Here is a 25,593-nt window from a genome sequence, read left to right as displayed (position 1 = left end):
CCGCGCCAAAACGGGTGCAGACGACCGGACCTCTACTGAGAGGCCAATGAGACACCTACAATGCGCACATGGCTTCCGATCCCGGGCCGGCGACCTCCGTCCTTCAACTTCGAATTGCTCTGCGCGGCCTGAGCCCGCCGGTTTGGCGACGCGTCCTCGTTCCCGAGCACTTGACGCTCGGGCAATTGCACCCTGTCATCCAGGTAGTCATGGGCTGGGCCGACCAACATCTGCACCCGTTCAGCATTCGTGGCAGGCGTTACGGCGAAGCTCATGAGGGCGTCTTGCAGTTCTCCACCGTGGCAAACGAGCTACCGCTGACCGCGTTTCATCTCCGCGAACACGAAGGCTTCGCCTATGTGTATGACTTCAACGCGTGGTGGCGTCACGAGATACGGATGGAGCGGCGTATGTTGCGGCAACATCCTGGCCGACTTCCCCGTTGCGTGGCGGGTTATGGGCCATGCCCGCCAGAGGACATTGGCGGGATCGAGAGGTATCTGGAGGCCAGCGACGAACGCGGTGAGTATGAGTTCCTCGATTGGATTGAGTCGCTGCGCGAGGATCCAATCGTGCTGGAAGACTTACGCGATGAGGTCGGCCAGTGGCTGACTTGACTGGACCGCCGCTTCGACCGCCAAATTTTCCATGATCGGTTGCGACGGCTCCAGGCGTAGACTGGTCGCCGCAGCTTCCACGGGAGGAGGGCGGCCATGCGTATCAGCTTGCAACTCGTAGTGCACGATGAGGGAGGCGAGCCAGCCACCATCACCGAAATAGTCCAGTTCGAGAGAGGCGGCCTTGATGTGGGCTCGCTGGGCCTCCATCTGGACGAGGCGAAATTTTTGCTGGGTCGGCTGCAGCGCACGATGGTCGCGGCACAGGTTGCCGAGGCAGTTGCCCGGACCAGCGTTTGTCCCACGTGCGGGGCGCAGCTGCCTTGCAAGGGCCACCATCACTTGGTCTTCTGTAGTGCGTTCGGGCGATTGTCGATTGACAGTCCCAGGCTGTACCCCTGTCGGCGGTGCAAGGGCGACGCAGCTAGCTTTTCTGCTATGAGAAGGTGTGCAACCCGGTCAACCGGTTACCTTCCTGTCGGACGGCGGAGAGACGGTACGGTTTGCACAGCTCGGCTTTGGTGACCGCGGCGAGTACGTTCTCGACTGGTTCCACATCGCTATGCGGATCCAGAACCTCGAACAGATGATCAAGGGCCGGCCGGCACACTGCGATGGCCCCAGCAATACCGCATTGATCAAGACGCTGCATGGCGCCAAGTGGCACCTGTGGCACGGCTGCCCCTATCCGGCGTTGCGCCGACTCGAAATCCTGGGCTCGGTTCTGGACGCCGAGGCTAGCCCTGAGGAGGCCAAACTCCTTGGCAAGCTCGAGGAGTTCATTGTCTACCTCGACAACAACCGGCACTTCATCGTGAACTACGGTGACTGTTATCGGCATGGGGAGCCCATTGCATCGGGTTTTGTCGAGTCAGCCGTCAACCAGGTGGTCAGCAAGCGGTTCGTCAAACGACAGCAGATGGCCTGGCGGCCGAGGCACGCGCACAACCTACTGCAAATCCGGACGGCCGTGCTCAATAACCAGCTCCGGTCTCACGTTGAACGATGGTATCCCTCCATCGCCAAGGAAGAAGACCACCGCCTTGCCGCTTAGTCAGCCCCCGTTTTGGCGCGGTCTCCGTTACACCAGCGATCCGCCGGAACAATGTTGAGGCCCCACGGTCTTTGAGACGACAACGCAGGATCCTGTTCTGCAGCTTCCTCAAATCTGTGCACCTAAAATGAAGTCGATCGAAATCGAGCGCGCCGAAGCGATTACCTGGATCCGCATCCAGATGGCCCAGCACGGCCTGACCCTGGCTCACCCGCAGGCCGGCGGCTGTTTTGCCGAGCCGCCACCGGCGACGTTGCCTGGGACGGTGCGCTATCGCAACGCGCACGGGCAGGGCTGGGACGGCTGCGGCGCCATGCCGGACTGGCTGCAGCGGGCGATCCACGCCGGGCAGACGGTGGAACATTTTCGGATAGTTGCGACAAGGGAATAGTTGAGCGCGCCATGGTGGGACCCGCCTCCGCCCCCTGATTACATGGATGACCCGCTCATGTCGTGTACCACCTATATCCAGAGGAATGACACATAGTCTGGAAAAAGTGGGTTAAGCACGACTTCGCGTCAGGGTTAGGCGCCCAGCAGGGTTCTTGGCTGGTTTGGTAATGCGCTCCGGCTAGGACGTCTTTGTCGTCTTGGCCGGGCTTGGCGTGATCGCGAGCGGAGCGAGGTCAGTCTGGCGAAACTTGAGAAATTCCTTGACCATCTATCTACAGGTAGATAAGATTCAAGTCATGGAATCTGCTGCACCGCAGGCAACAAACAAAGGCCGCGCAATGTGGAGATCTCACAAGCAGTAAATGTGACATCACCGGCATGCGCTGTTTTTTTACCCTGCACGCCTATCTATTAGTAGATAACCACCAAAGAGACTTACGTCTTAACAAGCAGTTCCGGTCTTCGCGGCCTGTGCAGACCTCGGACCTCAGCTAAACGAATTGGAGAACTTCATGAACACCAAGCTCATCGCCAAGTCGCTGATCACCGTCGCCGCTCTTGCCGCTGCCTTCGTCGCAGGTGGTGCCCAGGCATCCGGCCCCAAGGACAGTGCCTTCAGCGGCGACCGCTACGGCTACAACTTCCGCGTCAACGACAGCCGGAGCGCGTTCACCGACGGCGCCCGCGCCGGTAAGTTCGACCCGTTCACCGAAGGCGCCCGCGTCGGCAAGGCCGATCCGTACAGCGACGGTGCGCGCATCGTAGCCGGCCTGGATCGCACCGGCGTGTCGTCTTCGCCCGCCCGCAGCCGCGACATCTACAGCGACGGCGCTCGCACCGGCAAGTTCGACCCGTTCACCGAAGGTGCCCGCGTCGGCGAGGCCGACCCGTACACTGACGGCGCCCTGGCCTGAGCAGGCGGAAGAGGCGGCTGGCCACAGCGCGGGTCGCGCCGTTTCGGGCCAGCAGTACCAAGCGCAGGCCCTCGTGGCGGCAACTCGACAGATCGGGAGCACATTATGAATATTCGGCAAGGTTTCCTCGCAACCGCTGGCTGGTTTCTGCTGTGCGCCGCCAGCGGTTCGATGGCCGCTGCGGTGGCACAGGTGCTGCCGGCTTGATCCGGCAACCACACCGCGGCCCTGCCAGACGCATCGGAGTTTCGCAATGACCACGCTTTCCGTACGCGACCAGCTGGTGGAACACGCCCTGTCGCTGATACGCCGCCGAGGATTCAATGGCTTCAGCTATCGGGACCTAGCGGAGCTGGTCAGCGTCAAGACATCGAGCATCCACTACTACTTCCCGTCCAAGGACGACCTGCTGCAGGAAGCGATGTCGCGCTACATCGCCCGGCGCGCCGAGCGCCTGCGCAGCATCGACACCAGCCTGCCGCTGGCCGAGCAGGCCGAGCAATACCTAGGCTCGGTGCGCGATAGCGCGGGCAGCGACCAGATCTGCCTGTGCGGCATGCTGTCGGCCGAGCTGGCGCTGCTACCCAAGTCGGCGCACACGGCCCTGCAGGGCTACTACAAGCTCAATGAGGCCTGGCTGGCCCGGCTGGTGCAGCGCGCTGCCGAAGCCCGCGGTGACACGCTGCCGGCTTCGCCGGGCGCCATCGCGCAGGTGCTGTACGGCGCGCTGCAGAACAGCGTCGTGACGACACGTCTTTTCGGCGCGCCGGAGCGGCTCGATGCAGCCTGCAACGCGGTGCGCACGGCCTTGGCCGAGCCGGAACAGCAGCCGGCCTAGTCTATGCGTTGGGGCGCTGGCCAAGGCTCGTGACGGGTCTGGTGCACACGCGGTTCTTGCGTCGGATCTTACGTCGCCGATGCGCCAGCTTCGCACTCTCTGTCTCATCTGTTTCAACGCATCGCTTCTCACCGCGGGAAGAAAGCCAGTAAATCGCCGGTGGTGTCTGTTCGATGCTGCTCTCGGCCCGAACGTAAAGCCGAGGAACGCAAACTGCACGTTCGGACAAGTGCCGGTGCGCTTAAGCGTGAGGTCATGCCCGGACCAGTAAGGGGGGCCGCGCTCGATAGTTTCATTCGCAATGGCGCTGTGTCCTACTTTCATGAAACCTGCATGGCGAAGATGGGCCGTGACCGGATGTCGGTCGTAGATGCGAAGCTGCGCGTCTACGGCGTCGATATCGATTGCACTGGCCATTGGCACAAGTTCTTCGTCGTAGACAACGAGGCGGCGTGCCGCACATGGGCCAAATGCGATCTGTCCAACAGCTAGCGAGAGCCATTGCTGCACAAGTGCATTGCCTTCCGGATCTTCAGGGAGCCAAGAGGGCTCGCCATACTTCTTAGCCGAGTACACCAGAATCGCGTTTGAATCGTAGAGCGTCGTATCGCCGTCAATGATGACGGGGACCTCCCCGAAAGGGCTCCGCGCAAGGAATTCTGGCGTTTGCAGGTTGCCGCTTTGCGGCTCAATATCGATCTTCTCGTAAGGCAGGCAGAGTAGCGACAATAGCAATTGAACGCGATGGCCGTGGCCCGAATACGTCATCGAGTACAGTCGAATCGGAACCAAGTTTGTAGGTCTTTTGGTTGTCATGGTGTTCGTCCTCATCCGATCGCGGCGACGATCTTTCCCCATGCGTGGGCAAAACGGAGCAAGCCGGTGCCGGCGTGACAGTTCACGTACTCAAAAGACGGCGTCGTGCCGAGAACGAAGACTTCATGCCAGGTGACAACGCTGCGTGCGGCCCGATACTTCCGGCGCATCGCGAGCGCGTGCTTGAAGATGTCAAGATGACTCTTGTGTCCAGCAGCCCATCGTTCAAGTTGTCCAAGCGAAAGGAAGTATCCGTGCTTTGACGTTTCCTTCAACTCGTTGCCCTCTTGATCCAGCGTAACCAGCGCACGCAGTGACAAACAGCCTGTCGTTGCGGCATGGTCCTTAAGGTAGGCCATCCCCGTCTCAAGCTTGGGCTGAAGGTTGGTGTAGTAGTCGTCAAGTTGGTCGCCTTCTGCCTTCTCCCAGTACTGGCCAGAGCGAATGTTCACGACGTTGGGCGGAACATCAATCCGGATGCGGGCCCGCGAAGCGCCCAAGAACTCGCCTTGGGGGACTGATTCGCCGTAAGGGGACGCGAGAGGATCGACTGCAGAAATCGGCAGCCGGTCGCGCATCGCACCGAAATAGCCAGCGATATACATGGGCTCCAGTTCGCTTCCCTTTGTGCGAGCGATCCCCGCCCGATAGTACGGCTCTGAAAAGATGGTTTCGATCCTGTCATAAGGCACCGTAAGCGTTTCACGCCAGTAGCCTACATTCTCCTCTTCTCGCTCTTGAGAGGCGAACCAGGTGTTAAAGGCATCCTGGTGCTTCCAGATCGCGTACCGCGTAATGTCGGTCCAGTACGCAATGACAATCGAATTGGTAGACCCGGCCTCGTCGGTATGTCGCACCTCATCGAAGCAATCCGGGCCCCAGGCGCTTGCAAAGGCGTCGCGAGTCCTTTTGAAGAATGCGCGTTCCGTACCGAAGTCCGCCGGAGTACGTTGCACTGCGATGTAGTCCGACACAACGGTCGTAAGGGGGGCGTTCCACCGGACGTGGAACTTCGGGGCGGCCGGTGCAAACTCTCCCGGCCGTTGGGCTGGGATCGTGCGGGGATACTCGATATGAAAGCTCATTTTGATTCGCTGGCAGGAAAGAGGGAGTAGCCACTGTCGATCAACGGCTGGCTGTTTTCGTTTACCAGAACACGGAAGACGTCTGGCCGTGAATAGTGGCCGACTGCGTCAAGGTCGTACTTTGCTGGAGGGATATCGTCTAGATCAATCTCGGCTACCAGGATCGATATCGCCGGTGAATGTCACCATTGCAAACGCGACAGCGGGGAAGAAGCCACCGAAGATTCCGTTTCCGACGTGATACGGGAACGACAAGCCGGTGTATCGAACCCGCGCGGGGAACATTTCAACCAGTGCGGCAGCGAGAGGATGGAGCCGCCTGCGCCTGTCATCTGGATCCAGCTCGTGTTGCGGCCCTTTCTGCCGGGGCTCGCGTGCTCGGCTACGTAAATGGCAGCGCCGCCATATTCACCACCCAGTCCAATGCCTTGAACCACGCGAAGCAGCAGAAGGATTGGAGCGAGAAATCCGACCTGTTCGTACGTCGGAAGCAGGCCAACGCAGAATGTGGCTCCCCCCATCAGGACGATCGTGATGAGGAAGGTGTACTTACGGCCGATCAGATCGCCCAAGCGGCCGAATAGCAGTGCGCCCAGCGGACGTACGGCGAAGCCCACACCAAAAGCGATGAGGGCGAAGAGATAGGCGCTGGACGGGGAACGTGGGGCAAGGAAGAGTCTGGAGAATACCGACGCAACAGCGCCGAACAGGAAAAAGTCGTACCACTCGAAGAGCGTCCCGAGGGTAGATCCGACGATCACAAGGCGCTCGTGCTTCTGCGAGTGCTGAATAGTTGACGATTGTGTTGACATGGCCTTCCTCTGCACAGTCCCAATGGATATGGTGACTGAAGTCTAGAAGGCAGGCATTTTCACGTCAAAATTATGCGACCAAAATTTTCAAAAAACGTACTAAATATATGATTTATAAGAATAAATATTGTACTATCTAAGCGAACGAAATTGGTTTAAGTAATTCATGAGGCGCTTGATAAAAAGCAACTTTCAGGTCGCTTTGGATTTAAGCGCATCTGCGTCCTCCGCAGAGTGCTCGTGTCGTCTTGGATAGCGGGCTGTGTCTGATTTGACGATGAATCGTCCGAGCCCTTAGTGACTATGGGCCAGGAGCGGCAGTGGGCTCCCGCCAGGTGCGTCGCTTGCGGCCGAGATTGCGCGGATCCACCGCCCTGTCAGGGCGACGGTCAGGGCGGCGGTCGCTGCGGCAGGCGCAATGCACGCATCCCACGATGCGTGTTGCCAGAAGAGCGAGCACTGGTTCGAGTCAAACCTTGGGCTTAGCTCGCACTAACTGGAGCGCTAACGCTCCAGAGTATTTCGAAGAGGCTCATCTGAAAAGCAAAGAACTCCGGGCTTTGGATCGACAGTGCATAGTGCTCGGCACGTGAGGAAATGATGGACACTTTGTCGTCGAATAGATAAGTTGTCACACCCATTTCAAAGTCCTCCGGTGCGCACCGAAGTTCTCGCCGGTCCTTTTTTGACGATCGCCATAAATCCCGAGAATCGCCCGGCCCAGTACGAATGACGCGCATATTGATCCCTGCCTTCGCGCGACGGGCTATAAGATCATTGATGAAGTCAAAGCCTGGGGTACGGAACARCTCGCTGTTAGACATGATCGCGCTGACTTCTTTCGATTGACATTCCAGCGTTTCACTCATGACAGTCTTGATGCCCTCCAATCCCGAGAAAAATCGGACTTTCGGTTTTCCTCCAGAGGAATTGTGAATGGAGCGGAGTTGAGGGAGAACTTCCTGAATGATTTGACGCTGAGATTCGATCTTGCGTAACAGCATGATCGGATCCTGTGGAATTACATAAGAGCGTGCGCCTTTCTGGATCGTCGATACGAAGCCCGACGCTACGAGCCTGTCCAGCACTTCGTAGGCATTAGTTCGCCCGATACCTGCTTTTTGTGCGATTGCAGCAACAGTTGCTTCGCCCAGTTCCAGTGAGGCGAGGTAAAAGTCGGCCTTGTGGCCATCAATGCCCGCCGCTTGCAGCATTTCAACCATGTTCATGGATCGGGTCCTCTTCTAGTCGATGCTCCAGATTTGAGGCGAATGGCACACCTGGCCCGCACGGGGTGCGGCGCCGACCCCAAGAGGGACTACTGCCATTACCGGATCGCAAGCTAGACAAAATGTTCACGTACCGTGGAAAGGGGCCCTCTACCAGCCGTATTTTAGCTCCACCCCAACGTAGTCTGAATTGCGTCCGCCGATATTACGAATCGAGTCGCCCACCTGGAAATGCACGGCTTCGACCGCACCTGTCAGGTGCGCGGTAATGGCCCAGTCAGCACGCAGTTGCAGATAGGCGCCTGTCCATTTGCTGCCTCTTCCGGCCGTACCGGGCACAGGAACATTGGGCTGTTGGTACACGGCGTCCGCTGTCGTCTGACGCCACTGGAATCCGACTGCCCCCAGGATTGTCAGGTTACTCTTCGGTTTGACCTTGATCGATGGCTTGACGTGAAGGATGTTTGCATAGCCCGTATAGCCGGCAAGCGTGAAGTAGTAGCCATTGGGGAACAGGGGATTGAACGTGCCCAGACTTCCGTCTCCTGGATGCTTGTCACCCGACGCCCCATCGACCTGCAGCGCCAGGCGCGGTGACCATGGCATGTCAAGCGTGTAGCCGACGATGGAGCCCACGGCCCACGCATTGATGGATTTGTTTCCGACATGACCGGACTGGTACATCGTCTCGACATCCCAATCGATGCGGCTGGCCTTTCCAGAGTAGCGGAGATCGAAAACATTGCGGTGCTCACCGCCCGCCGCATCCAGATAATTGGCGCTGGAGCGGTTATAGGCGGAGTAGTAGCCGGACAGGTCGCCGGGTCCGACATCCTTGCGTTCGAAACGCGCGCCACTAAAGGTCAGGCGACGGTTGGAGACATCGTCGAATACCTCCGCATCGCGATACTGAACGGGCTGCGTCAGGTAGCCGATAAATCGCCACTTTCCGTATTCGTAGTCTGCCCAGACCGCATCGTAAGCCTGCCGTACATTCGGACCATCGCGCACGGAAATGAACCGCTGCAGATCGAACGCCATTTCCTGGCGCCCGACGCGAAACTTGAATGTGCCGGGACCCAACGGGCTGACCCATGCCACGAAGGCCTGCTCCAGGTCCACCGGATTCTTGTCTACGGGCGTGACCGCATCTTTGCCAAACGGCCTCGCATCCTCGATCTGGGCAAAAACCTGCAAATACGGGCCAATACGCGCATCGGCGCTGATCTGCGCGCGTTGGATGACATAGGTGTCGTTGCGTGCCGTACCGAGTCCGAAGAGCGGCGCATTGTTGACCTCCATGCGCTCCCGCAAGTTCGCGCCCAGCGACAGATAGGATTTGGGATCCCCGCCAAGCGGGATGTACTTCAAGCCGTCGAGCGGCTCTCGTGGCACGCATGGATCCGCAAGCGCCGACCAATCTTCCTGCCAGCGATTGAAAAGTACCTCAGGGCGCCTGGCGGAACAAGCAGGCACACTCTCTATGCTCGCTTCTTCGGCTTGCTCCGCATACGCATTTCCAGCGAATGCTAGCGTCAGAACAACACAACTCATGACCAGGCACGAGAGAGTATTCATTTCGTAGAGGGGGCGGAACAATGCGCGAGTCATGGCGCTCACTCCTGTGACACTTTTGGATGCGCGCCAAGTGTTGGTCGCCGCAGGTAGTACTCGTTGCGAAGCTAGCGGCCGGCTGGGCTTGCCGTCCGACTTTGCTGGCTGCCACCATCCATGCGGGTCAGAGGAGCGGTCACGCCTTGTTGCCGTCTTGACGCATTGAACGTCAGCCACAAGAGCGCGAGGAAGGGCAATAGTAGTGCCCAGAAGCCCACATTGGCGTAACCTATTGCGCCGCCCACAGCTCCGCATGCGAACGACGAGACCGCGGGGGCAGTTCTTTCCAGGCGTTCGCGCGAGGTGGCTTTCGTGTCGGATGAACTCGCTGGCGACAGCAGTTCGAACAGGTCCAGCACTATCTGCGTCATGTGTTCCGCCTTGACGGTGTTGGGCACATGCCCCTGCCGCGAGATCAAACGGTCGCGTGCGTTTTGTACTCCCATCGCCGCCGCACCGAGCATCCCGCAAAGGATGACCAGTATGTCGTCGGGGTGAACGATGGGAGCAGCGGCAATGCCGGCGGCGCAAAAGGCAAGCATCAGCGCAGCCTGCATTGCGTAGACACGCCATGCCGCGTTTTGCGATGCCACGGCTTCGGTACTCGCAACCAGACTCGTGATAACCACGCCGGCCAGGAAGGCGGGAATGGCCATCAGCTTCATCAGCACGAAGTCCTTGCCCATGGCGTGGGCGGTGAGCAGCCCGAAAAGTGCCACGACACTAAGGGTGTCGACGTAGCCAGCTATGCACGCGAGCAGGGTGTCATCACGTCTCATCATTCACCTTCCGTAATACGTCGTCCGTCACCGGACCGTTGCATGGATTTCTGCGATGTATCCGCCTGGGAACTGAACCAGCGCAGACTCGCGCTGGTCCGACGTAAACGGCTGCACCAGCACCGTTGCTCCCGCGCCTTTCGCCTTCGCCAGTGTGGCGGCGAGATCCTTGACTTCATAGCCGGTCATTTCATGGCCGAAGGGGTACGGCAAATGCCCGTTGGTCACCAGTATCGTCATCTTGCCGAAGCCGGAGTCGAGTCTCACACGCCTATACGTGCCTGTCGGATTGCCGATCTCAACGCCGGCCGCATGCGGATCATCAGACACGACTTTGCCGCGGGAGAAGGCAACAAAGTCACGAATCAACGCATCGGCGCGCTCGGGTGACACATAGACGCGATTCTCCGGGACGGTTTCGAGGGCGTCATACTTGGGTGCCTGGGTGTGCCAGTAGAGTTGCATGTTGACGCCGCCAGGCCACGTAATGATGGCATCGCGGCCGATAGGATCCGGGAACGTCGCAACCTTGACGTCCGCACCGTGCTCCCGGGCGGACCTGACGGCTGCGTCCATGTCTTCTACAAGATAGCCGGTTCGCTCGCTTCCGAAGGGATACGGGACGGGCGTCTTGAAGCCGAACACGGACACCGTGCCAACCGGGGTAAAGACGAGCTGCGACATCGTCTGACTGGGCGTCGGCGTAACCTGGAATACGCCCTGTTGTGACTTGTGGCCCCCAAAGGTTGCCACGAAGCTGTCCGTAAACTTGTCGAAATCTTCCGGCGCCACGTAGACGTGGGTCGTGTCGTACTGGGGGCCAACAGCGAGCGGTGGCGCGCTGGCGGACGCTGCGGACGCAACAGACGGCACAAGAGCAGACACAGCCAGGCCCGCGACGAGTGCCGCCGTGACAACGGCAGAACGAAGATTCAGGTTCATTGATGAAATTCCTTCCAGTTTTGATTGCGGGCGGAATTGCCGGTGAGGGGCGCCGCTCCAGCGAGGATGGTCGCCATGAGCAGCGCCGCGATGAGGCCGAGGTGCTCGAAGAATCCATTCAACGCCATAAGCCTCGCGTTTCCTGCCAGATTCCAGAAGTCATTGGCCACGAGCATGGCGACCAACGTCAGCACGCCCAGCCCACCGGCGCCCAACCACAGCCATCGATTGAAGATTACGCAGACTGAGCCGCCAAGTTCGACAATGATGGTTGCCACCGCCCACAACCCCCCCGGGTGCAATCCGAAGTGTTCCATCTCGAGCACGGCGGCGTGGAAGCCGAACAGCTTGGTCAGACCGCCTATGACGTAGGCGGAGACAAGCATGGCACGGGCCGCAGGCGGCAGCCATGGCTGCGTGAGCAGGGTGGCAACCCAAGGCGGATTGACTTGCGCGCGATATTCCATGTCACACCGCCCAGCAGGCACAGCCCAGCGCACCCCAGAACGAGCGCAGGTCGGATGTCGGCGCATTGCTCGCCCAGGCGCGGGCATGGTCGTGCCCATGGACCGCACAGGTTTTTGCACAAGCGCAGGACGCCGCGGCCACCTGCTGCAATGCGCGTTCGCGCTTGCCGTCCGAGTCCTTCCAGGCGCCGAAGCCACCGAATTTGCGGACGGGCGACCAGTCAGGCATCGCCGGCGGTGGCGCATTGCGGTCAAGATGCTGGAAATCGCCTGCCCCGTAGACAACGCGGCCGCCAACGATCGTCAGGTCCGACGTCGTGTTCACAATCTCGTCTTCAGAACAGGTGAAGAAGTCGCGGTCCGGAACGATCAGGTCGGCCAATTGACCGGCCATGACCTGACCCTTGGCGCCTTCCTCGTTCGAGAACCACGCCACCTTCTCTGTCCACATGCGCAGCGCGGTATCACGGTCAAGGAGATTCCGATGCGGATACAGGCGCAGGCCTCCGACGGTCTTGCCTGTCACCAGCCAGGCTAGAGACACCCAGGGGTTGTATGACGCCACGCGCGTCGCGTCGGTCCCGGCCGACGTTCGCACGCCTTTCTCCAGCATTCGCGCAACCGGCGGCGTCGCCTCGGCAGCCTTGGCGCCATATCGTTCGACGAAGTATTCACCTTGGTACGCCATGCGATGCTGCACCGCGATACCGCCGCCGAGGGCGGCGATACGGTCCATTGATCGCTCCGAGATGGTCTCGGCATGATCGAAGAACCAGTTCAGTCCGCTCAGGGGAATGTCGCGATTCACTTTTTCAAACACATCCAGCGCTCTGCTGATGGTTTCATCGTAGGTGGCATGCATGCGCCATGGCCAGCGATTCTCGGCGAGCACGCGTACGACGTCTTCCAGATCCGCTTCCATCTGCGGCGGCATGTCCGGCCGCGGTACGCGAAAGTCTTCGAAATCGGCCGCTGAGTACACCAGCATTTCGCCGGCACCGTTATGACGGAAATACTCGTCGCCTTGCTTGTACTTCGACGATCTGGTCCAGTTCAGGAAGTCATCTTTTTCCGCTTTCGGCTTCTGCGTGAACAGGTTGTAGGCCAGACGAATCGTCATTTGCCCCTCGTCTGCAAGCTTGCGGATGACTTCGTAGTCTTCGGGGTAGTTCTGCGATCCGCCGCCCGCATCGATGACGCTCGTCACGCCCAGCCTGTTCAGCTCGCGCATGAAATGACGGGTGGAATTGAGCTGGTAGTCGAATGGCAGTTTTGGGCCCTTGGCCAGCGTGGCGTAGAGGACCGTCGCGTTTGGCTTGGCAAGAAGAAGGCCAGTTGGGTTGCCGTCGCCGTCTCGCATGATCTGCCCGCCCGGCGTCTCGGGCGTGTCCTTCGTGTAGCCCACGGCCCGCAGGGCGGCGCCATTCAGCAACGCGCGGTCGTAAAGATGAAGGATGAATACAGGCGTATCGGGCGCGACGGCATTGAGTTCGTCGATGGTGGGAAGTCTCCTTTCGACGAACTGATTCTCCGTGAAGCCACCTACCACCCGAACCCATTGGGGTGGCGGCGTAATGGCAACCTGGCGCTTCAGCATGTTCATCGCATCGGCAAGCGAGCGCACGCCGTCCCACCGCAGTTCCATGTTGAAGTTCAGGCCACCGCGCACGACGTGCGTATGGTTGTCGATCAGTCCTGGCAAGGCGGACCGTCCCTTAAGGTCGATCACGTTCGTTGCCGGTCCTGCCAGAGACAGGATCTCGGCGTCGCCGCCAATCGCTGAAAATCGTCCCTCGTGGATGGCAACGGCAGTTGCGACTGGCTTCGCCTTGTCAAGCGTGGTAATCCGGCCGTTGTGCAGGATCAGGTCGGGGGCTTTGGCGGAGGCAATCATGAGCGGGTCTCCTCGTTCTTTGCAGACTTGCGCACAGCCGTAGTGCCGGAGACGCCGTACTGCAATGTGCCGGACGCTGCGGTTGCGTCATTTGATGCGCGCTTCACTGTCGAGTGGACGGCGCCACGGAAATATTGCTGACTGATCGGTATGAACTGCTCTCCGGCAAGAATGCCGAGCAGCCCGACCAGTGCAACGAGCGGTGGCGCGGGCGACCGCACGCCGATCAGGTAGTAGCTGACGCCGACCAGAACGCCGGCACCTAATGAGAACAGATAGATCTTCATCGGCACATCTCTCCTGCTGCTGCTGGGCACGTCCGGCCACACTATTACGCTGCATCGGGCCGGACGCGGGCCACCAAATGAGACGGAGGGCCGCCGATTACTTTGCCGGAACCGGAGGCACGATCTCATGAGAGCCGACCGCTCGCTGTGGCGCTTTGTGCACCATGGTGTAAGCGTAGTCGACACCCATCCCGTATGCGCCGGAGTGTTCCCTGACCACACTCATGAGGGCGTCATACGTATCGCGACGCGCCCAGTCGCGCTGCCATTCGAGCACCACCTGTTGCCACGTCACGGGTACGACGCCGGCCTGGATCATGCGCTGCATGCCGAAGTCATGTCCTTCCTTCGTAATGCCGCCTGAGGCGTCGGCCACCATATAGATTTCGTACCCGGCATCGGCCATGGCGCTGAGTGCGAAGGTGTTGTTGCAAACCTCCGTCCACAAGCCCGAGACCACGATCTTCTTGCGACCGTTCGCCGCCAGCGCGTCACGAACCTTCTGGTCGTCCCACGAATTCATTGAAGTGCGCTCGAGCAGGGGCTGGCCGGGGAAAACGTCGAGCAGCTCCGGGTAGGTGAATCCCGAGAAGCTTTGCGTTTCCACGGTCGTGATGGTGGTCGGGATGTTGAAGATCTTCGCTGCCTTGGCGAGGCCGACGACGTTGTTCTTCAGCACCTGCCGGTCCATGGACTGGACACCGAATGCCATCTGCGGCTGGTGGTCAATGAAAATCAACTGGCTGTTTTGAGGGGTCAGTACTTCAAGCTTGGGATTGGTCATGATGGGATCCTGTCAGGGTGTAACGGTTAGGCTTGCTTCAGCGCGTCGATGGCGTCCAGCACGTGCGTGCTGTACGTAATGGCGGCGCCGGCGTTCAGGTTGATGGCGACGCCGAGCGCTTCTGCGATCTCTTCGTCGGACACGCCGAGCTTGACGGCCTCGGCTGCATGGAAGGCGATGCAACCATCGCAGCGCGTGGTGACTGCGACGGCCAGCGCGATGAGTTCACGCGTCTTCGCGCCGAGTTGCTCGGTTTTGGCACCCGCACCAGCGATAAGCCCAAAACCGCGAATGGTGTCCGGCGTGCGCGTGGACAGTTCTTTGAGGCGAGAACTGATGTCCTGAATTTCCTGTTTCCACTCAAGCATGAGATAGCTCCGTGAGATGACTTCGAAAGGGATGTATGTGGCCTGGTCCAGCAGTTCGCATCGGCGAGTGCAAAGCGCGCGAGGGTTGCGTCGAGCTACTGGTTACGTTCAACGCTGGATGCAAAACGAGATCACGAGGTCAATCCTAGGAGTCGGACGATTGACTGTCAAAGCAGCACGCATTAACTACCTTAAAAATATCTTAACTGCATGATTTATAACGATAAAATATGTACTATGGTGGCGAACGAAACGGCCGGAAGTGCGTTCAGAGGCTTCAGGGGAAGAGCGATGCACGCAAGCAGATCCCGCGACGACTGATACGGCCACGAAGGCGTAAGAATTGTTGAGCCTGGAGGGTTACAATTTGCACCGAACCGGCCCCTATTTCGACCACGATGCGCGCGCTCGAAATGCCTGGCCGGTTGTCGCGCGCGAACAACCGCGCGGTGGAGTTCCAGCGAACGCGCGATCACCGAACTCTGGGGAAGCGGGCAGCAGGCATCGAGCGAATCCATGAGTCTCGACACCTAGCCCCACCGGTTTTATGCACGCGTCGATCCCCGGTGGCGCGCCGCACGTGCTGGACCAGCATCGCATCGTGTACAACCAGCCGATCGTGCTCAACGAGCGGCTGGCAGGCGTCGCAATCGAAGGAGTCATTCGTCACAATGACGCGCGCGACGATGGTGGCTTCCTCCGGCTTTCCGTCGAACGCATGGGTACACGAGCGCCAGCATGGCGGTCTCGAAGTTGCGGCGCGATGCCAAGCAAGGGACCGTGTTAGAGCCACCCCTTTCAAGGTGACGAAAATTAGGGCAACCTCCGTGTTCTCGAACAGAAACCGGAGTCAATGGCGTGGTACTGGACGCAGTGGTGGAACGCTTTCTCGAACACAGCCCTGTTAGCGTGATGGCGCGCCTGGGGTTGCAACGCGCCCTGGATCCGGCCTGGATCGACGAGTTGTTCGAGCAAGAGCGTGAAACGCAGTACACGCGCGAGTTATTGTTCTCGACGACGGTGGAAATCATGTCGCTGGTCGCCGTGGGGCTGCGCCCGTCGGTGCATGCGGCAGCCAAGGCCAGTCCGGCGCTGCCGGTTTCCATCACCGCGCTGTACGACAAGCTAAGCCGGACCGAGCCGGGGCTGGTTCGTGGCCTGGTGCAAGGCAGTGCGCAGCGGCTGGGGCCGGTCGAGCAACCGATGTTGCGCAAGCAGCCGCCATCGGTGAATGGCTATCGCCTGCGCATCGTGGATGGCAGCCATTTGCCGGCGAGCGAAAAGCGCCTGAAACCATTGCGGGGGTTTCGGGGTGCGGCCTTGCCAGGGCAGTCATTGGTAGTCTATGACCCGGACACGGCGATGATCGTCGATCTGGTGCCCTGTGAAGATGCGCATGCCCAGGAGCGGGCCATCATGGAAACCCTGCTCGCATCGGCCCAGCCGGCCGAACTGTGGATCGCCGATCGCAACTTCAGCACCCGGGCGATTCTTGCCGGGTGGCAGCGTCGCGGCAGCGCCTTCATCGTGCGGGAGCACGGCCGCAATCCGAGCCCCAGCGAGCTGGAGCCGTTACGCGAAATGGGCCGGGTCGAAGCCGGCACTGTGTACGAGCAAGCGGTCAGCATCCCAGATGAATCAAACGCGCCGCAGGTGCTGCGGCGCATCGAACTGCATCTGGATGGCACCACCGAGGATGGTGATACCGTCGTCCGCCTGCTGACCAATGTCCCGGCCGCCTATCTGACGGCCGAGGCAGTCGCCCGGCTATACCGGCGACGCTGGAGCATAGAGAATCTGTTTCAGCGGCTGGAATCGGTGCTCAATAGTGAGATTCGCTCGTTGAGCCAGCCGCGCGCGGCGCTGCTGGCCTTCGGCGTGGCGGCGCTCGCGTATAACGTACTGAGCGTGATTGCGACTGCGGTGAGAATCCGGCATGAGCTGGATACCAGCGACATCGAGATCTCACCGTATTACCTCGCCAGCGAAATCCGGGCAACTTATGCCGGCATGATGATCGCGGTGCCGCCCGAGGTGTGGCAGGCCTATGACCTCCTCACCCCAGCTCAGCTCGGTCGCGAGTTGATCAGGATGGCGACGCACGTTGATCCCCGCGCGATGCGCAAACATACGCGGGGACCGAAAGCGCCGAAGAAGAAAGGCTATGTGGCTGGATGCGTAGCACGGCGGCATGTTTCTACCGCCCGTGTCATCAAGGCTGGACGTGTCGTTTAATCACCTTGAAAGGGATGGCTCTTAGACCTGCAACCCAAGTCTCGACTAGGCCTGGCGCCCGGCATAAGCAGGTGATGTTTAATGGGGGCCGCTTCCGCGAGCACGGATGTGTGATGGATCGCTCGCGGCACGCCGATTTTCTTGGGGCCGTAATTCGAGGGTGGCGCAGAAGGATAGGGTTGTCTAACCGAACAAATAATGCCACGCCGATTGGGGTAGTTGCTATCATGCCGCGCATCGCACGCGGGTGTAACTCAATRGTAGAGCAGAAGCCTTCCAAGCTTATGACGAGGGTTCGATTCCCTTCACCCGCTCCATCGGGCCTCTAGTTCATGCCTGGTTAGAGCAGCGGACTCATAATCCGTTGGTGCCGTAGGCCCACCAATCAGAGCTAGGTTGCCGGGCGACGGCAGCATGACGACGGCTCATGCGTTGACACAGCGAGTCGAGGCCATGGCTTATATGACGCCCGGCAACTTCGACTGTGCGACCGGAGTCCCGACTTGCGGCTGCTGGCTGACACCGGCGGGCTGGTGAGTCCGCTGCCACTTGCCTACAGCGGGGTGTTGGTGCAGCGCAACCCGAGCTCGCAACATTTTCGGGTAGATCTGCGGCGGCTCGCGCGTTGTCCGCGTCTACAGCACTATCGCGCCGCCCACAGGCAACCAGGGGTTGGGTCAATGGCTCGAAGGAGACAAGCGTCCGTCATTCCGGTCCTCGTGGAGGAGTGGGATCTTCCCGCTCGGCTACTTCGATCATCCCGACGGGAAGCTTGCCTCGGACTTCTCCGTGCGGCAGTGCGAAAGCCGCCCGACTAAATCACTCCTTACCCGCTGTAATCAACGCCAGGTGCTTATAGACAGCGCACGCTGCCTCCAATTGATCCACGGCAATGGACTCGTCTATCGTGTGGGCGTCTTCTTCAGCGCCCGGGCCCAGGCCGATGGTAGGGATGCGACGGCGCCCGGCGGACTCGGAGCCATTGGTGCAGAAAGCCCAACTGCCCACGCGCGGTTTGATGCCGGAGCGCGTGACTGCTTCCACGGCGGCGCGTACCAGCGGGTGATCGTCGGCCTGTTGCCACGCGGGCAGCCAACGCGAAGGGCTAGCTCGTTCGCCGGTGAACGTCTCCACCTGATCGTCGCTTACCGCCAGCGTAAAGTCCTCCAAGCCCGCGGCTTTCAGGCAGGCGCTGATGCTGCCAAGGACATCCTCCCTGCATTCGCCGCTCAGGGTCCGGCGGTCGAAGCGAACGGTAGTGGAAAGCGGAATCATCGAGATCGAAGGGTACGGCGACGAAACGATATCGGTCGGTACCAGCAAGGCTTGTCCCAGGCGCGGATCGCCGGGCAACGCCAGTGTTTCCAGCGCAAGCAGTGCGCGGGCCGCCGCATGCAGCGGATTKACGCCAAGGTGCGGGGTGGCTGCATGCGCCGGCTTGCCGTGGAAGGTCAGCTGGATTTCCAGTCGACCCTTTTGCGCGGCCTTGATCTGGAGCTTTGAAGGCTCGCAGATGACAACCGCGGCGGGTACGCACGCATCGAGAACCGAGGACAGGGCATAGCCTTCGATCACTTCTTCGAGCACGCTGGCGGATACCGCCACACGGCGCGTGAGGCATCCCTCGCGTGCAGCAGCGGCAACACCGCAGATTGCCGCTGCAATCCCCCCCTTCATATCGGTACTTCCGCGGCCGTAGATCCGGCCTTCATGAAGGGTCCCGCCGAAGGGATCGAAGCGCCAGGTACCGGTCACGGGCACGACGTCCATGTGACCGTCGAATAGCAGTGCGACTTCGGCGTCCTCCGGGCCGATCAGGCCCAGGACCGAACCGTTCCGGTCCGTGGTCACGGAACTAAAGCCGAACTCGCGCATGCGCCGCGCCATCAGTGCTGCCATCTCCCCCTCCTTTCCGGAAAGGCTGGGAATGCGGACCATCTCCTGCGTCAGGGTAACGACATCGGTTGTCATGCTGAACTCCAATTTTGGGGGAAGGGACGCCGGGCGTCCCCACAAGGCCGGTTAGCGGTTCACCAGTGTTTTCGGCACGCGATAGACGAGGATGGCGCCGATCACCGTGAAGGAGGCGAGGAAGTACATGCCCCAGTTGGTCGAGCCGGTGAGATCCTTGATCCAGCCAATCGCGTATGGGCTGGCGAAGGCAGCCAGACCGGCGAACGCATTGATCGCGGCAATGCCGGCGGCGGCGCTCTTGCCTTCCAGGAAGGCGGTGGGCAGGCTCCAGAACAGCGGCGAGCAAACCATGCAGCCGGCCGCCGCAATCGATAGCATGGCAACGGCGAGTGTCGGGTTGTGGCTGAACAGCGTGCTCAGGGCGAGGCCGCTGCCGCCGATGAGAAAGGGAATGATCATGTGCCAGCGGCGCTCGCGGGTCGCATCCGAGTGACGGCACACCAGCACCATGGATACCACGGCACAGGCGTTGGGAATCGCGGTCAGGAACCCGATCTCCAGAAGGGACACCACACCGGTGGATTTGATGACTGACGGAATCCAGAAGGCAAGCCCGGACAAGCTGGAAACCGTGCAGTAGCAGATCAATGCCATATGCACAACCCGCCGGTCCTTCAGCAGTTTCCACAGCGAGATATGTTCGACCTTTACCGCCTTCTCCGCCGCCAGGTTCTGGACAAGGCGTGCCTTTTCGCTGGCATTGAGCCAGGCCGCATCGCCGATGCGATCATCCAAGTACCAGAGCACGGCCAGGCCGAGGAGGATCGACGGAACGGCCTCGATCAGGAACATCCATTGCCAGCCGGCAAAGCCGCCATGACTGTGTAGGCCTTGCATGATCCCGCCAGACAGTGGCCCGCCCAGGATGCCGGCAAAAGGCACTGCCGTCATGAACACGGCAATGATCTGCCCGCGCCGGTGCGATGGGAACCAGTAGGTCAAATACAGAATGATCCCTGGATAAAAACCAGCCTCAGCCGCACCGAGCAGGAAGCGCAACTCGTAGAACTGAGTGGCTGTCTGCGTCACTGCCATCGCTGCGGAGATGCAACCCCACAGGATCATGATGCGAGCCAGCGTTTTTCGGGCCCCAATGCGGTGCATCAGGACATTGCTCGGTACTTCAAACAAGAAGTATCCGATAAAGAAGACACCAGCCCCGAGGCCATAAACCGTTTCGCTGAACTTCAGGTCGTCCAGCATTTGCAGTTTGGCAAAGCCGACATTGACGCGATCCAGGAATGCAGCGATATAGCACACCATCAGGAATGGCAGCAGGCGCCACGCCACCTTGCTGTACAGGGCATTGTCGTGTGCGGACACCGCACTTGCCCCAACGCGCGAAGCGGGCTTGACGGCGCCGGCCGTTTGCAGGGAATCACTCACTTTGTTCCTCCGTTGGTTTTTTAAGACAAAACGCTCCCCTGCGGGCGCCGCAAGGCGCTCGCTGAAATTATTGTTTTGGGAAGCTGGGTAAGACTGCCGGTCAGGCCACCAGATGCTCTGGTTCGATGGCGCCCCGACGCGAGGTGATCAGCCCATACGCATCCGGGCGGCGGTGGCGATCGAAATTAAACGTCGTAGTCTTATAGGAGCGGCAAAGATCGAGGTCGCAGCGAGCGATTGCCAGCTCGTCCCCTTTGGTCGAGCATGCCGCCACGATCTCGCCCGACGGGGCAATGATGCAAGTGCCGCCGATCATCTCGCAGCCTTCTTCCTTGCCGGCTTTGGCAACGCCAACCACCCAGGTGCCGTTCTGGTAGGCGCCGGCCTGCATGACGAGGTGGTTGTGAAACATCGACAGATCGTCATGCTCTGGCGCGGGCGGGTTATGTACCGGGGTGTTGTATCCCAACAAGATCATTTCCGCGCCCTGCAGGCCCATCACCCGGTAGGTTTCCGACCAGCGCCTGTCATTGCACAGAGCCATGCCGATCACACCGCCGTAGGCACGCCAGACGTCAAAACCGAGACCCGGTTCAAAGTAGCGCTTTTCGAGATGCYGGAAGTCGCGCCAAGGTTCATGCTCTGCATGCCCGGGAAGATGAACTTTGCGGTATTTCCCGACGATGGCGCCGTCCTGCCCGACCAGGATGGAGGTGTTGTAACGCCTTGCGACACCTTGTTCCAGCGCAAGCTCGGCGTAGCCGAGATAGAAACCGATTCCAAGCCTGGCTGCGGTCTCGAACAGCACGCGGGTTTCCGCACCAGGCATCTCGCGCTCGTAGAAAGCATCGAGTTCGGCCGGATCTTCCAGATACCAGCGCGGAAAGAAGGTGGTCAGCGCAAGCTCCGGAAATACAACCAACTGGCAGCCCATGGCATGCGCCTGGTGAAGATGCGCGAGCAGGCGCTCGACGACGTCCCGGCGGGAGTCGGCGCGTTGAATTGGCCCAAGCTGGGCGGCGGCGACATTGATATAGCGTGGCATGAATTGGACTCCTATTCCTTTTGTTCAGCTAGTTCGAGCAGCAAATCGAGCAGGACACTGGCGCCCGCCTCGATATCGCTGTCGTCGGTAAACTCGGCAACGTTGTGGGACAGACCGCCGACACTGGGCACGAAGATCATGCCGGCAGGACACATACGTGCCAGGATCTGTGCGTCGTGGCCGGCGCCGCTCGCAATGCGCTGTACAGTGTGGCCATGCCGACGGGCGATCGCTTCCACCCGGCCGATGATCTGGTTGTCGAACGCAACGGGGGCAAAGTCGGCAAGCGAGCGATGGGACAGCTTTACCCCCTCGTCTCGCGCCAGCTCGTGCGCAAAATCGAAGGTGCGGCGCACCGCTTCGGCCAGGATCGCCTGATCGGCATTGCGCAGGTCCAGCGTGAACACGGCCAGGTTCGGGATCACATTGACCAGGTTCGGCGAGAGCTTGACCTGCCCCACCGTTGCCAACTGGCCACTGCCCAACTCGCGCGCCAGGTCCCGCGCGAAGCAGGCGATGCGTGCCGCAACCAGGCCAGCGTCATGCCGCAGGCGCATCGGCGTGGTGCCGGCGTGATTCGACGTGCCTTCAACCGTGAATTCCGTCCAGTGAATCCCCTGCACGCCGGTGACAGCGCCAATTGTGACGCCCTCATGCTCCAGCACCGGTCCCTGTTCCACATGTAGCTCGACAAAGGCGTGCAGCTGATTCGTGCCGACCGGATGCGTGCCGTTATAGCCGATGCGCCGCAGATTCTCGCCGACCGTGCTGCCGTCTATGCCCTTGGTATCGAGCGCTTGCTGCAACGGGAGGTCGCCCTGGAATACCAGGCTGCCCATCATGTCCGGCGCGAAACGCGCACCCTCCTCGTTAGTGAAGAAGGCAACCGCCAGGGGCCGCCGCGTGGCGATGCCGGCATCGTTTAAGGCGGCCACCACTTCAAGGCCAGCGAGCACGCCGAGGTTGCCGTCATAGCGCCCACCGGTACGGACGGTATCGATGTGCGAGCCAGTCATGACCGGCGCAAGATCCTCACGTCCTCCCCGCACGCCGACCACATTTCCTATCGTGTCGATGCTCACCGCCAGCCCAAGCTCGCGCATCCAACTCACCACCAGATCGCGCCCGAGACGGTCCTCGTCGGTCAGCGCGAGCCGGCTGACACCGCCGCCGTCGATCGCGCCGACCTGCGCCAGCGCTGCGATCCGGCCCAACAGGCGGGGCAAATCGATGTGCGGCGCGGCAGTCCGATTCGTTGTCGTGCGCATCTTCAAGCCGCCATCCTGACTTGCTCGGGCGACTTCCCGACGATGCGCTGGTAAAGCTCCGCATCGGTGGCGCCCTCGCTGCCGAATACCAGGATGCGGCTGCCGGCGTCGAGGCCAAGCTGCGCGCGCACTTGTGCATCGCCAAGCGCGCCGAGGCAACCGGCCAGGCCGGCGACTGCGGATTCGCCCGCCACCAGCGGCGCGTCGCCGTAACGGCCGGCGGCCAGCAGCCGTACCGTCTCCAGCGCCGATTCGTCGTCGATGGTCAGGAAAGCGTGCGCGCCAGGATGCAGGATCTCCCATGCCAGCAACGACACCTCGCCACAAGCCAGGCCGGCCATGACGGTGTCGAGATCGCCATGCACGGCGACTGGCTTGCCGGCACGGGCACTCTCGTACAGGCAGGCCGCCTTGTCGGGTTCCACCACGACAAAACGCGGGCGGGATGCACCGAGCTGCTCCCAGAAATGCGCGCAGACCGCCGCCGCCAGACCACCCACGCCGCCCTGCAGGAATACGTGCGTCGGAACTTGCCCAGCCGGAAGTTGTTGCAGCGCCTCATCGGCCATCAGGGCGTAGCCTTGCATTACATCCTTCGGCACATCCATATAGCCTTCATAGGACGTGTCGGATACGACGAAGCGGCCCAGCCGCGCGGCATCGTCGGCGGCTTGCCGTACGGAGTCGTCATAGTTCCCGCTTGTGCGCACCACCTGCGCGCCATAGTGTTCGATGGCCTGCTTGCGTCCTTCGCTCACGGTCGCGTGGATGTAAATCACACACTGGCAGCCGAAGCGCTGGGCCCCCCACGCTACCGAGCGGCCGTGATTGCCGTCCGTTGCGCAGGTCACGGTGATATCGCGCGCGATATCACGATAACGGCCGGACAGCAGGTCCTCGACCGAAACATCGGCACGGCCGGTGCGCGCTTCGATTTCGCGGATCAACAGGCGGCTGACGGCGTAGGCGCCGCCCAGCGCCTTGAAGCTGCCGAGACCGAAGCGGTCGGCCTCGTCCTTGTACAGGACCTGCGCGACGCCGGCAGCCTTGGCCAGGCCCTTGAGCTCGCACAGCGGCGTGGGCGCATACCCCGGCCAGCGCTTGATCTGCTGTTCCGCACGCAGATAGGCTTGCCCGCCGAGTATCGCTTGCTGTCGCTCGCTATATTTTGCATCCGGTTGCACCGACGGATTCGCAGCGCATTGCAGGCGAAGGTTGGGAAGCAGTGAATTCAAGACAGTCTCCTCAAAAAAGAGTGGGAGCCCGTTCACATGGGACGAGGAACGGACGTTTACATGCGATTGGTGCCTTAGCGGTGGAGGTCGCCGTAGTGGTCATGCAGGGCTTCGATCTCCTCCAGCCTGTGACGCGCGGCGTCTCCCAATGCCAGCGCAAGGCTGGTGCCGAGATGGTTGATCAGGCTGATCGCCGCGACATAGGAGTCGAATCCGGCGGCGCCATGGTTGACGCAGCGCAGGACGACGTCGGAGCGGGCGGGCAGTTCCGTAGCGCTGGGATCGGTCAGGATGACGACCTTCGCGCCGACGCGATTTGCGTGCTCCACCATTGGCCGCAGCAGCGTTACGCGGCGACGGAAGTCCATGACCAGAAGCACATCGCTGTCGCCAAGGTCGGCGAGATCTTCGGCTAGATTCAGCCCGGCACCGGGCACCAAAGTGATGCCGCCGCGCAGTTGCGTCAGCAGCGCCCACGCATACTGCGCCAGCACGCGGCCATTGCGAAAACCCGCGACGCAAATGCGGCTGGCGCCAACTAGGAGGGAGATCGCGCGCTCGACATCGGCCGGATCCAGGCGATCGAAGGTCTGCGCCAGGTTTTGCAGATCATTGGCCAGGTGGGCCGCAAAGGGTGCGTCCGAGGACGCGGGCGGCTGGACGCCCGCAAGCTCGTACAGGGGCGAGCCACGATCGCTTTCGTCGCGTACCAGCGCACGCACCTCATTGAAATTCTCATATCCCAACCGGCGGAAGAAACGCCCCGCGGTCGCCTTGGAAACGCCCGCCTTCTGCGCTAGCTCGGTGGCCGAGTAAGCGGCGAGGTTGCCGATGCATTCAAGGGTTACCTCCGCGAGCCGTCGCTCGCTCTCCGTCAACTGGTCGTGCAATTCGAGGATCTTGTCTTGCAAGGGGGAGGCCATCAGGTCGCATCCTCTGAAACAGTAGTTTCATAAATGTATACGAATGAAACTGAAGTGTCAAAAGCAAATTTGCAGTGGGTAATTTGTGCTTATTTGATATCTTTTTTGGGAATTCACCCTTTGTCAGCCCGGCAGGGAGAGCCGCGCCAAAGCGGGGCTACGGTCCGGTCTTCTCTCAAGAAAATAATGAGCCACCTGCCACGTGCTCATGTGGTTTTGTCGCAGTAAGGGGAGACCGCGCCAAAACGGGGGCAAACAACCGGACCACCGCCGAGAGGCCAATGAGGCACCAAAAATGCGCATGGCTTCCGTTCCTGGCCCGGCGATCTCCGTCCTTCAACTTCGAATTGCTCTGAGCGCCCTGAGCCCGCCGGTTTGGCGACGCGTCCCCGTTCCTGAGCACTTGACGCTCGGACAATTGCACAATGTCATCCAGGTAGTCATGGGCTGGGCCGACGAGCATCTGCACACGTTCAGCATTCGTGGCAGGCGTTACGGCAAAGCTCATGAGGGCGTCTTGCAGTTCTCCACCGCGGCAAACGAACTGCCACTGACTGCGTTTCGTCTCCGCGAACACGAAGGCTTCGTCTATGTGTATGACTTCAACGCGTGGTGGCGCCACGAGATACGGGTG

Annotated in this window: 23 protein-coding genes, 1 tRNA gene and 4 pseudogenes; 10 read left to right on the top strand and 18 right to left on the bottom strand. The window is 60.6% G+C overall.

Annotation, left to right across the window (positions count from 1 at the left end; all coding sequences use genetic code 11):
- Window positions 1–68: 68 nt before the first annotated feature.
- The 6 genes and pseudogenes from AC1DT6_RS09640 (at window position 69) to AC1DT6_RS09615 (ending at window position 4,308) form a co-directional block, all read left to right on the top strand.
- Window positions 69–617, top strand: coding sequence for a plasmid pRiA4b ORF-3 family protein (locus AC1DT6_RS09640; protein ID WP_441629705.1), 549 nt, complete (start codon window positions 69–71; stop codon window positions 615–617).
- A 96-nt stretch (window positions 618–713) separates the two neighbouring features.
- A pseudogene (locus AC1DT6_RS09635) lies at window positions 714–1,671 on the top strand (hypothetical protein).
- A gap of 127 nt (window positions 1,672–1,798) precedes the next feature.
- On the top strand, window positions 1,799–2,062 hold the full coding sequence (locus AC1DT6_RS09630) for an H-NS family nucleoid-associated regulatory protein (protein WP_441629706.1): 264 nt from the start codon (window positions 1,799–1,801) through the stop codon (window positions 2,060–2,062).
- Between the two features lie 514 nt (window positions 2,063–2,576).
- Entirely contained in the window at window positions 2,577–2,978 is a 402-nt protein-coding gene (locus AC1DT6_RS09625; RefSeq protein WP_441629707.1) for a copper resistance protein CopQ, read from the top strand.
- A 253-nt stretch (window positions 2,979–3,231) separates the two neighbouring features.
- A complete protein-coding gene (locus AC1DT6_RS09620) occupies window positions 3,232–3,816 on the top strand; it encodes a TetR/AcrR family transcriptional regulator (protein WP_477111329.1) in 585 nt (194 codons plus the stop codon).
- Between the two features lie 255 nt (window positions 3,817–4,071).
- Window positions 4,072–4,308 (top strand): GMC oxidoreductase, encoded by a 237-nt coding sequence (locus AC1DT6_RS09615; RefSeq protein ID WP_441629709.1) that lies wholly within the window; start codon window positions 4,072–4,074, stop codon window positions 4,306–4,308.
- A 66-nt stretch (window positions 4,309–4,374) separates the two neighbouring features.
- Here the strand turns inward: AC1DT6_RS09615 and AC1DT6_RS09610 are convergent.
- From AC1DT6_RS09610 to AC1DT6_RS09555, 12 genes and pseudogenes are all read right to left on the bottom strand, one after another.
- A pseudogene (locus AC1DT6_RS09610) lies at window positions 4,375–4,632 on the bottom strand (glutathione S-transferase N-terminal domain-containing protein); the annotation flags it as partial.
- 11 nt (window positions 4,633–4,643) lie between these two features.
- Window positions 4,644–5,717: a phenylacetaldoxime dehydratase family protein gene (locus AC1DT6_RS09605; RefSeq protein ID WP_441629710.1), complete on the bottom strand. Its 1,074-nt coding sequence runs from the start codon at window positions 5,715–5,717 to the stop codon at window positions 4,644–4,646.
- 299 nt (window positions 5,718–6,016) lie between these two features.
- Window positions 6,017–6,529, bottom strand: a pseudogene (locus tag AC1DT6_RS09600) (MFS transporter); the annotation flags it as partial.
- Between the two features lie 482 nt (window positions 6,530–7,011).
- Window positions 7,012–7,758 (bottom strand): TrmB family transcriptional regulator, encoded by a 747-nt coding sequence (locus AC1DT6_RS09595; RefSeq protein WP_441629711.1) that lies wholly within the window; start codon window positions 7,756–7,758, stop codon window positions 7,012–7,014.
- 150 nt (window positions 7,759–7,908) lie between these two features.
- The gene (locus tag AC1DT6_RS09590) at window positions 7,909–9,369 is read right to left on the bottom strand and encodes an alginate export family protein (protein WP_441629712.1); all 1,461 of its coding nucleotides are present in this window, start codon (window positions 9,367–9,369) and stop codon (window positions 7,909–7,911) included.
- Window positions 9,370–9,440: 71 nt separating this feature from the next.
- Entirely contained in the window at window positions 9,441–10,154 is a 714-nt protein-coding gene (locus AC1DT6_RS09585; protein WP_441629713.1) for a YoaK family protein, read from the bottom strand.
- Window positions 10,155–10,178: 24 nt separating this feature from the next.
- Window positions 10,179–11,093: a glyoxalase gene (locus AC1DT6_RS09580; RefSeq protein ID WP_441629714.1), complete on the bottom strand. Its 915-nt coding sequence runs from the start codon at window positions 11,091–11,093 to the stop codon at window positions 10,179–10,181.
- Complete coding sequence (locus AC1DT6_RS09575) at window positions 11,090–11,560, bottom strand: DoxX family protein (RefSeq protein ID WP_441629715.1); 471 nt, start codon at window positions 11,558–11,560, stop codon at window positions 11,090–11,092. Before AC1DT6_RS09575 ends, AC1DT6_RS09580 begins: the two co-directional genes overlap by 4 nt.
- Before the next feature lies 1 nt (window position 11,561).
- Entirely contained in the window at window positions 11,562–13,454 is a 1,893-nt protein-coding gene (locus AC1DT6_RS09570; RefSeq protein ID WP_441629716.1) for an amidohydrolase, read from the bottom strand.
- On the bottom strand, window positions 13,451–13,741 hold the full coding sequence (locus tag AC1DT6_RS09565; RefSeq protein ID WP_441629717.1) for a DUF1427 family protein: 291 nt from the start codon (window positions 13,739–13,741) through the stop codon (window positions 13,451–13,453). Before AC1DT6_RS09565 ends, AC1DT6_RS09570 begins: the two co-directional genes overlap by 4 nt.
- Window positions 13,742–13,838: 97 nt before the next feature.
- Window positions 13,839–14,525, bottom strand: coding sequence for a hydrolase (locus tag AC1DT6_RS09560; RefSeq protein WP_441629718.1), 687 nt, complete (start codon window positions 14,523–14,525; stop codon window positions 13,839–13,841).
- Window positions 14,526–14,551: 26 nt separating this feature from the next.
- Window positions 14,552–14,893, bottom strand: a complete 342-nt coding sequence (locus AC1DT6_RS09555; protein ID WP_006159602.1) for a carboxymuconolactone decarboxylase family protein — start codon at window positions 14,891–14,893, stop codon at window positions 14,552–14,554.
- 374 nt (window positions 14,894–15,267) lie between these two features.
- On the opposite strand from AC1DT6_RS09555, the pseudogene AC1DT6_RS09550 reads away from it, so the two are divergent.
- From AC1DT6_RS09550 to AC1DT6_RS09540, 3 genes and pseudogenes are all read left to right on the top strand, one after another.
- A pseudogene (locus AC1DT6_RS09550) lies at window positions 15,268–15,649 on the top strand (Tn3 family transposase); the annotation flags it as partial.
- 156 nt (window positions 15,650–15,805) lie between these two features.
- Window positions 15,806–17,128, top strand: coding sequence for an IS4 family transposase (locus AC1DT6_RS09545; protein ID WP_441629725.1), 1,323 nt, complete (start codon window positions 15,806–15,808; stop codon window positions 17,126–17,128).
- A gap of 243 nt (window positions 17,129–17,371) precedes the next feature.
- Window positions 17,372–17,445 (top strand) — tRNA-Gly (locus tag AC1DT6_RS09540).
- Window positions 17,446–17,947: 502 nt separating this feature from the next.
- Here the strand turns inward: AC1DT6_RS09540 and AC1DT6_RS09535 are convergent.
- The 6 genes from AC1DT6_RS09535 to AC1DT6_RS09510 all read right to left on the bottom strand — a co-directional run bounded on the left by AC1DT6_RS09535 (window position 17,948) and on the right by AC1DT6_RS09510 (window position 24,947).
- Window positions 17,948–19,111, bottom strand: a complete 1,164-nt coding sequence (locus AC1DT6_RS09535) for a YgeY family selenium metabolism-linked hydrolase (protein ID WP_477114644.1) — start codon at window positions 19,109–19,111, stop codon at window positions 17,948–17,950.
- A 39-nt stretch (window positions 19,112–19,150) separates the two neighbouring features.
- A complete protein-coding gene (locus AC1DT6_RS09530) occupies window positions 19,151–20,476 on the bottom strand; it encodes an MFS transporter (protein ID WP_441629727.1) in 1,326 nt (441 codons plus the stop codon).
- Between the two features lie 112 nt (window positions 20,477–20,588).
- A complete protein-coding gene (locus AC1DT6_RS09525) occupies window positions 20,589–21,533 on the bottom strand; it encodes an N-carbamoyl-D-amino-acid hydrolase (protein WP_477114643.1) in 945 nt (314 codons plus the stop codon).
- A gap of 11 nt (window positions 21,534–21,544) precedes the next feature.
- On the bottom strand, window positions 21,545–22,801 hold the full coding sequence (locus AC1DT6_RS09520) for a M20 family metallo-hydrolase (RefSeq protein WP_441629720.1): 1,257 nt from the start codon (window positions 22,799–22,801) through the stop codon (window positions 21,545–21,547).
- 2 nt (window positions 22,802–22,803) lie between these two features.
- Entirely contained in the window at window positions 22,804–24,036 is a 1,233-nt protein-coding gene (locus AC1DT6_RS09515) for a diaminopropionate ammonia-lyase (RefSeq protein WP_441629721.1), read from the bottom strand.
- Window positions 24,037–24,110: 74 nt separating this feature from the next.
- Window positions 24,111–24,947: a MurR/RpiR family transcriptional regulator gene (locus AC1DT6_RS09510; RefSeq protein ID WP_477104722.1), complete on the bottom strand. Its 837-nt coding sequence runs from the start codon at window positions 24,945–24,947 to the stop codon at window positions 24,111–24,113.
- A 313-nt stretch (window positions 24,948–25,260) separates the two neighbouring features.
- On the opposite strand from AC1DT6_RS09510, the gene AC1DT6_RS09505 reads away from it, so the two are divergent.
- Window positions 25,261–25,593, top strand: a 333-nt coding sequence (locus AC1DT6_RS09505; protein WP_477114642.1) for a plasmid pRiA4b ORF-3 family protein, incomplete at its 3' end; no start/stop codon positions are given.

This window comes from Cupriavidus sp. 01L45 (assembly GCF_056399885.1).
Note: the sequence above shows the minus strand (reverse complement) of the source record. Positions and strands in the feature narration are given on the sequence as shown.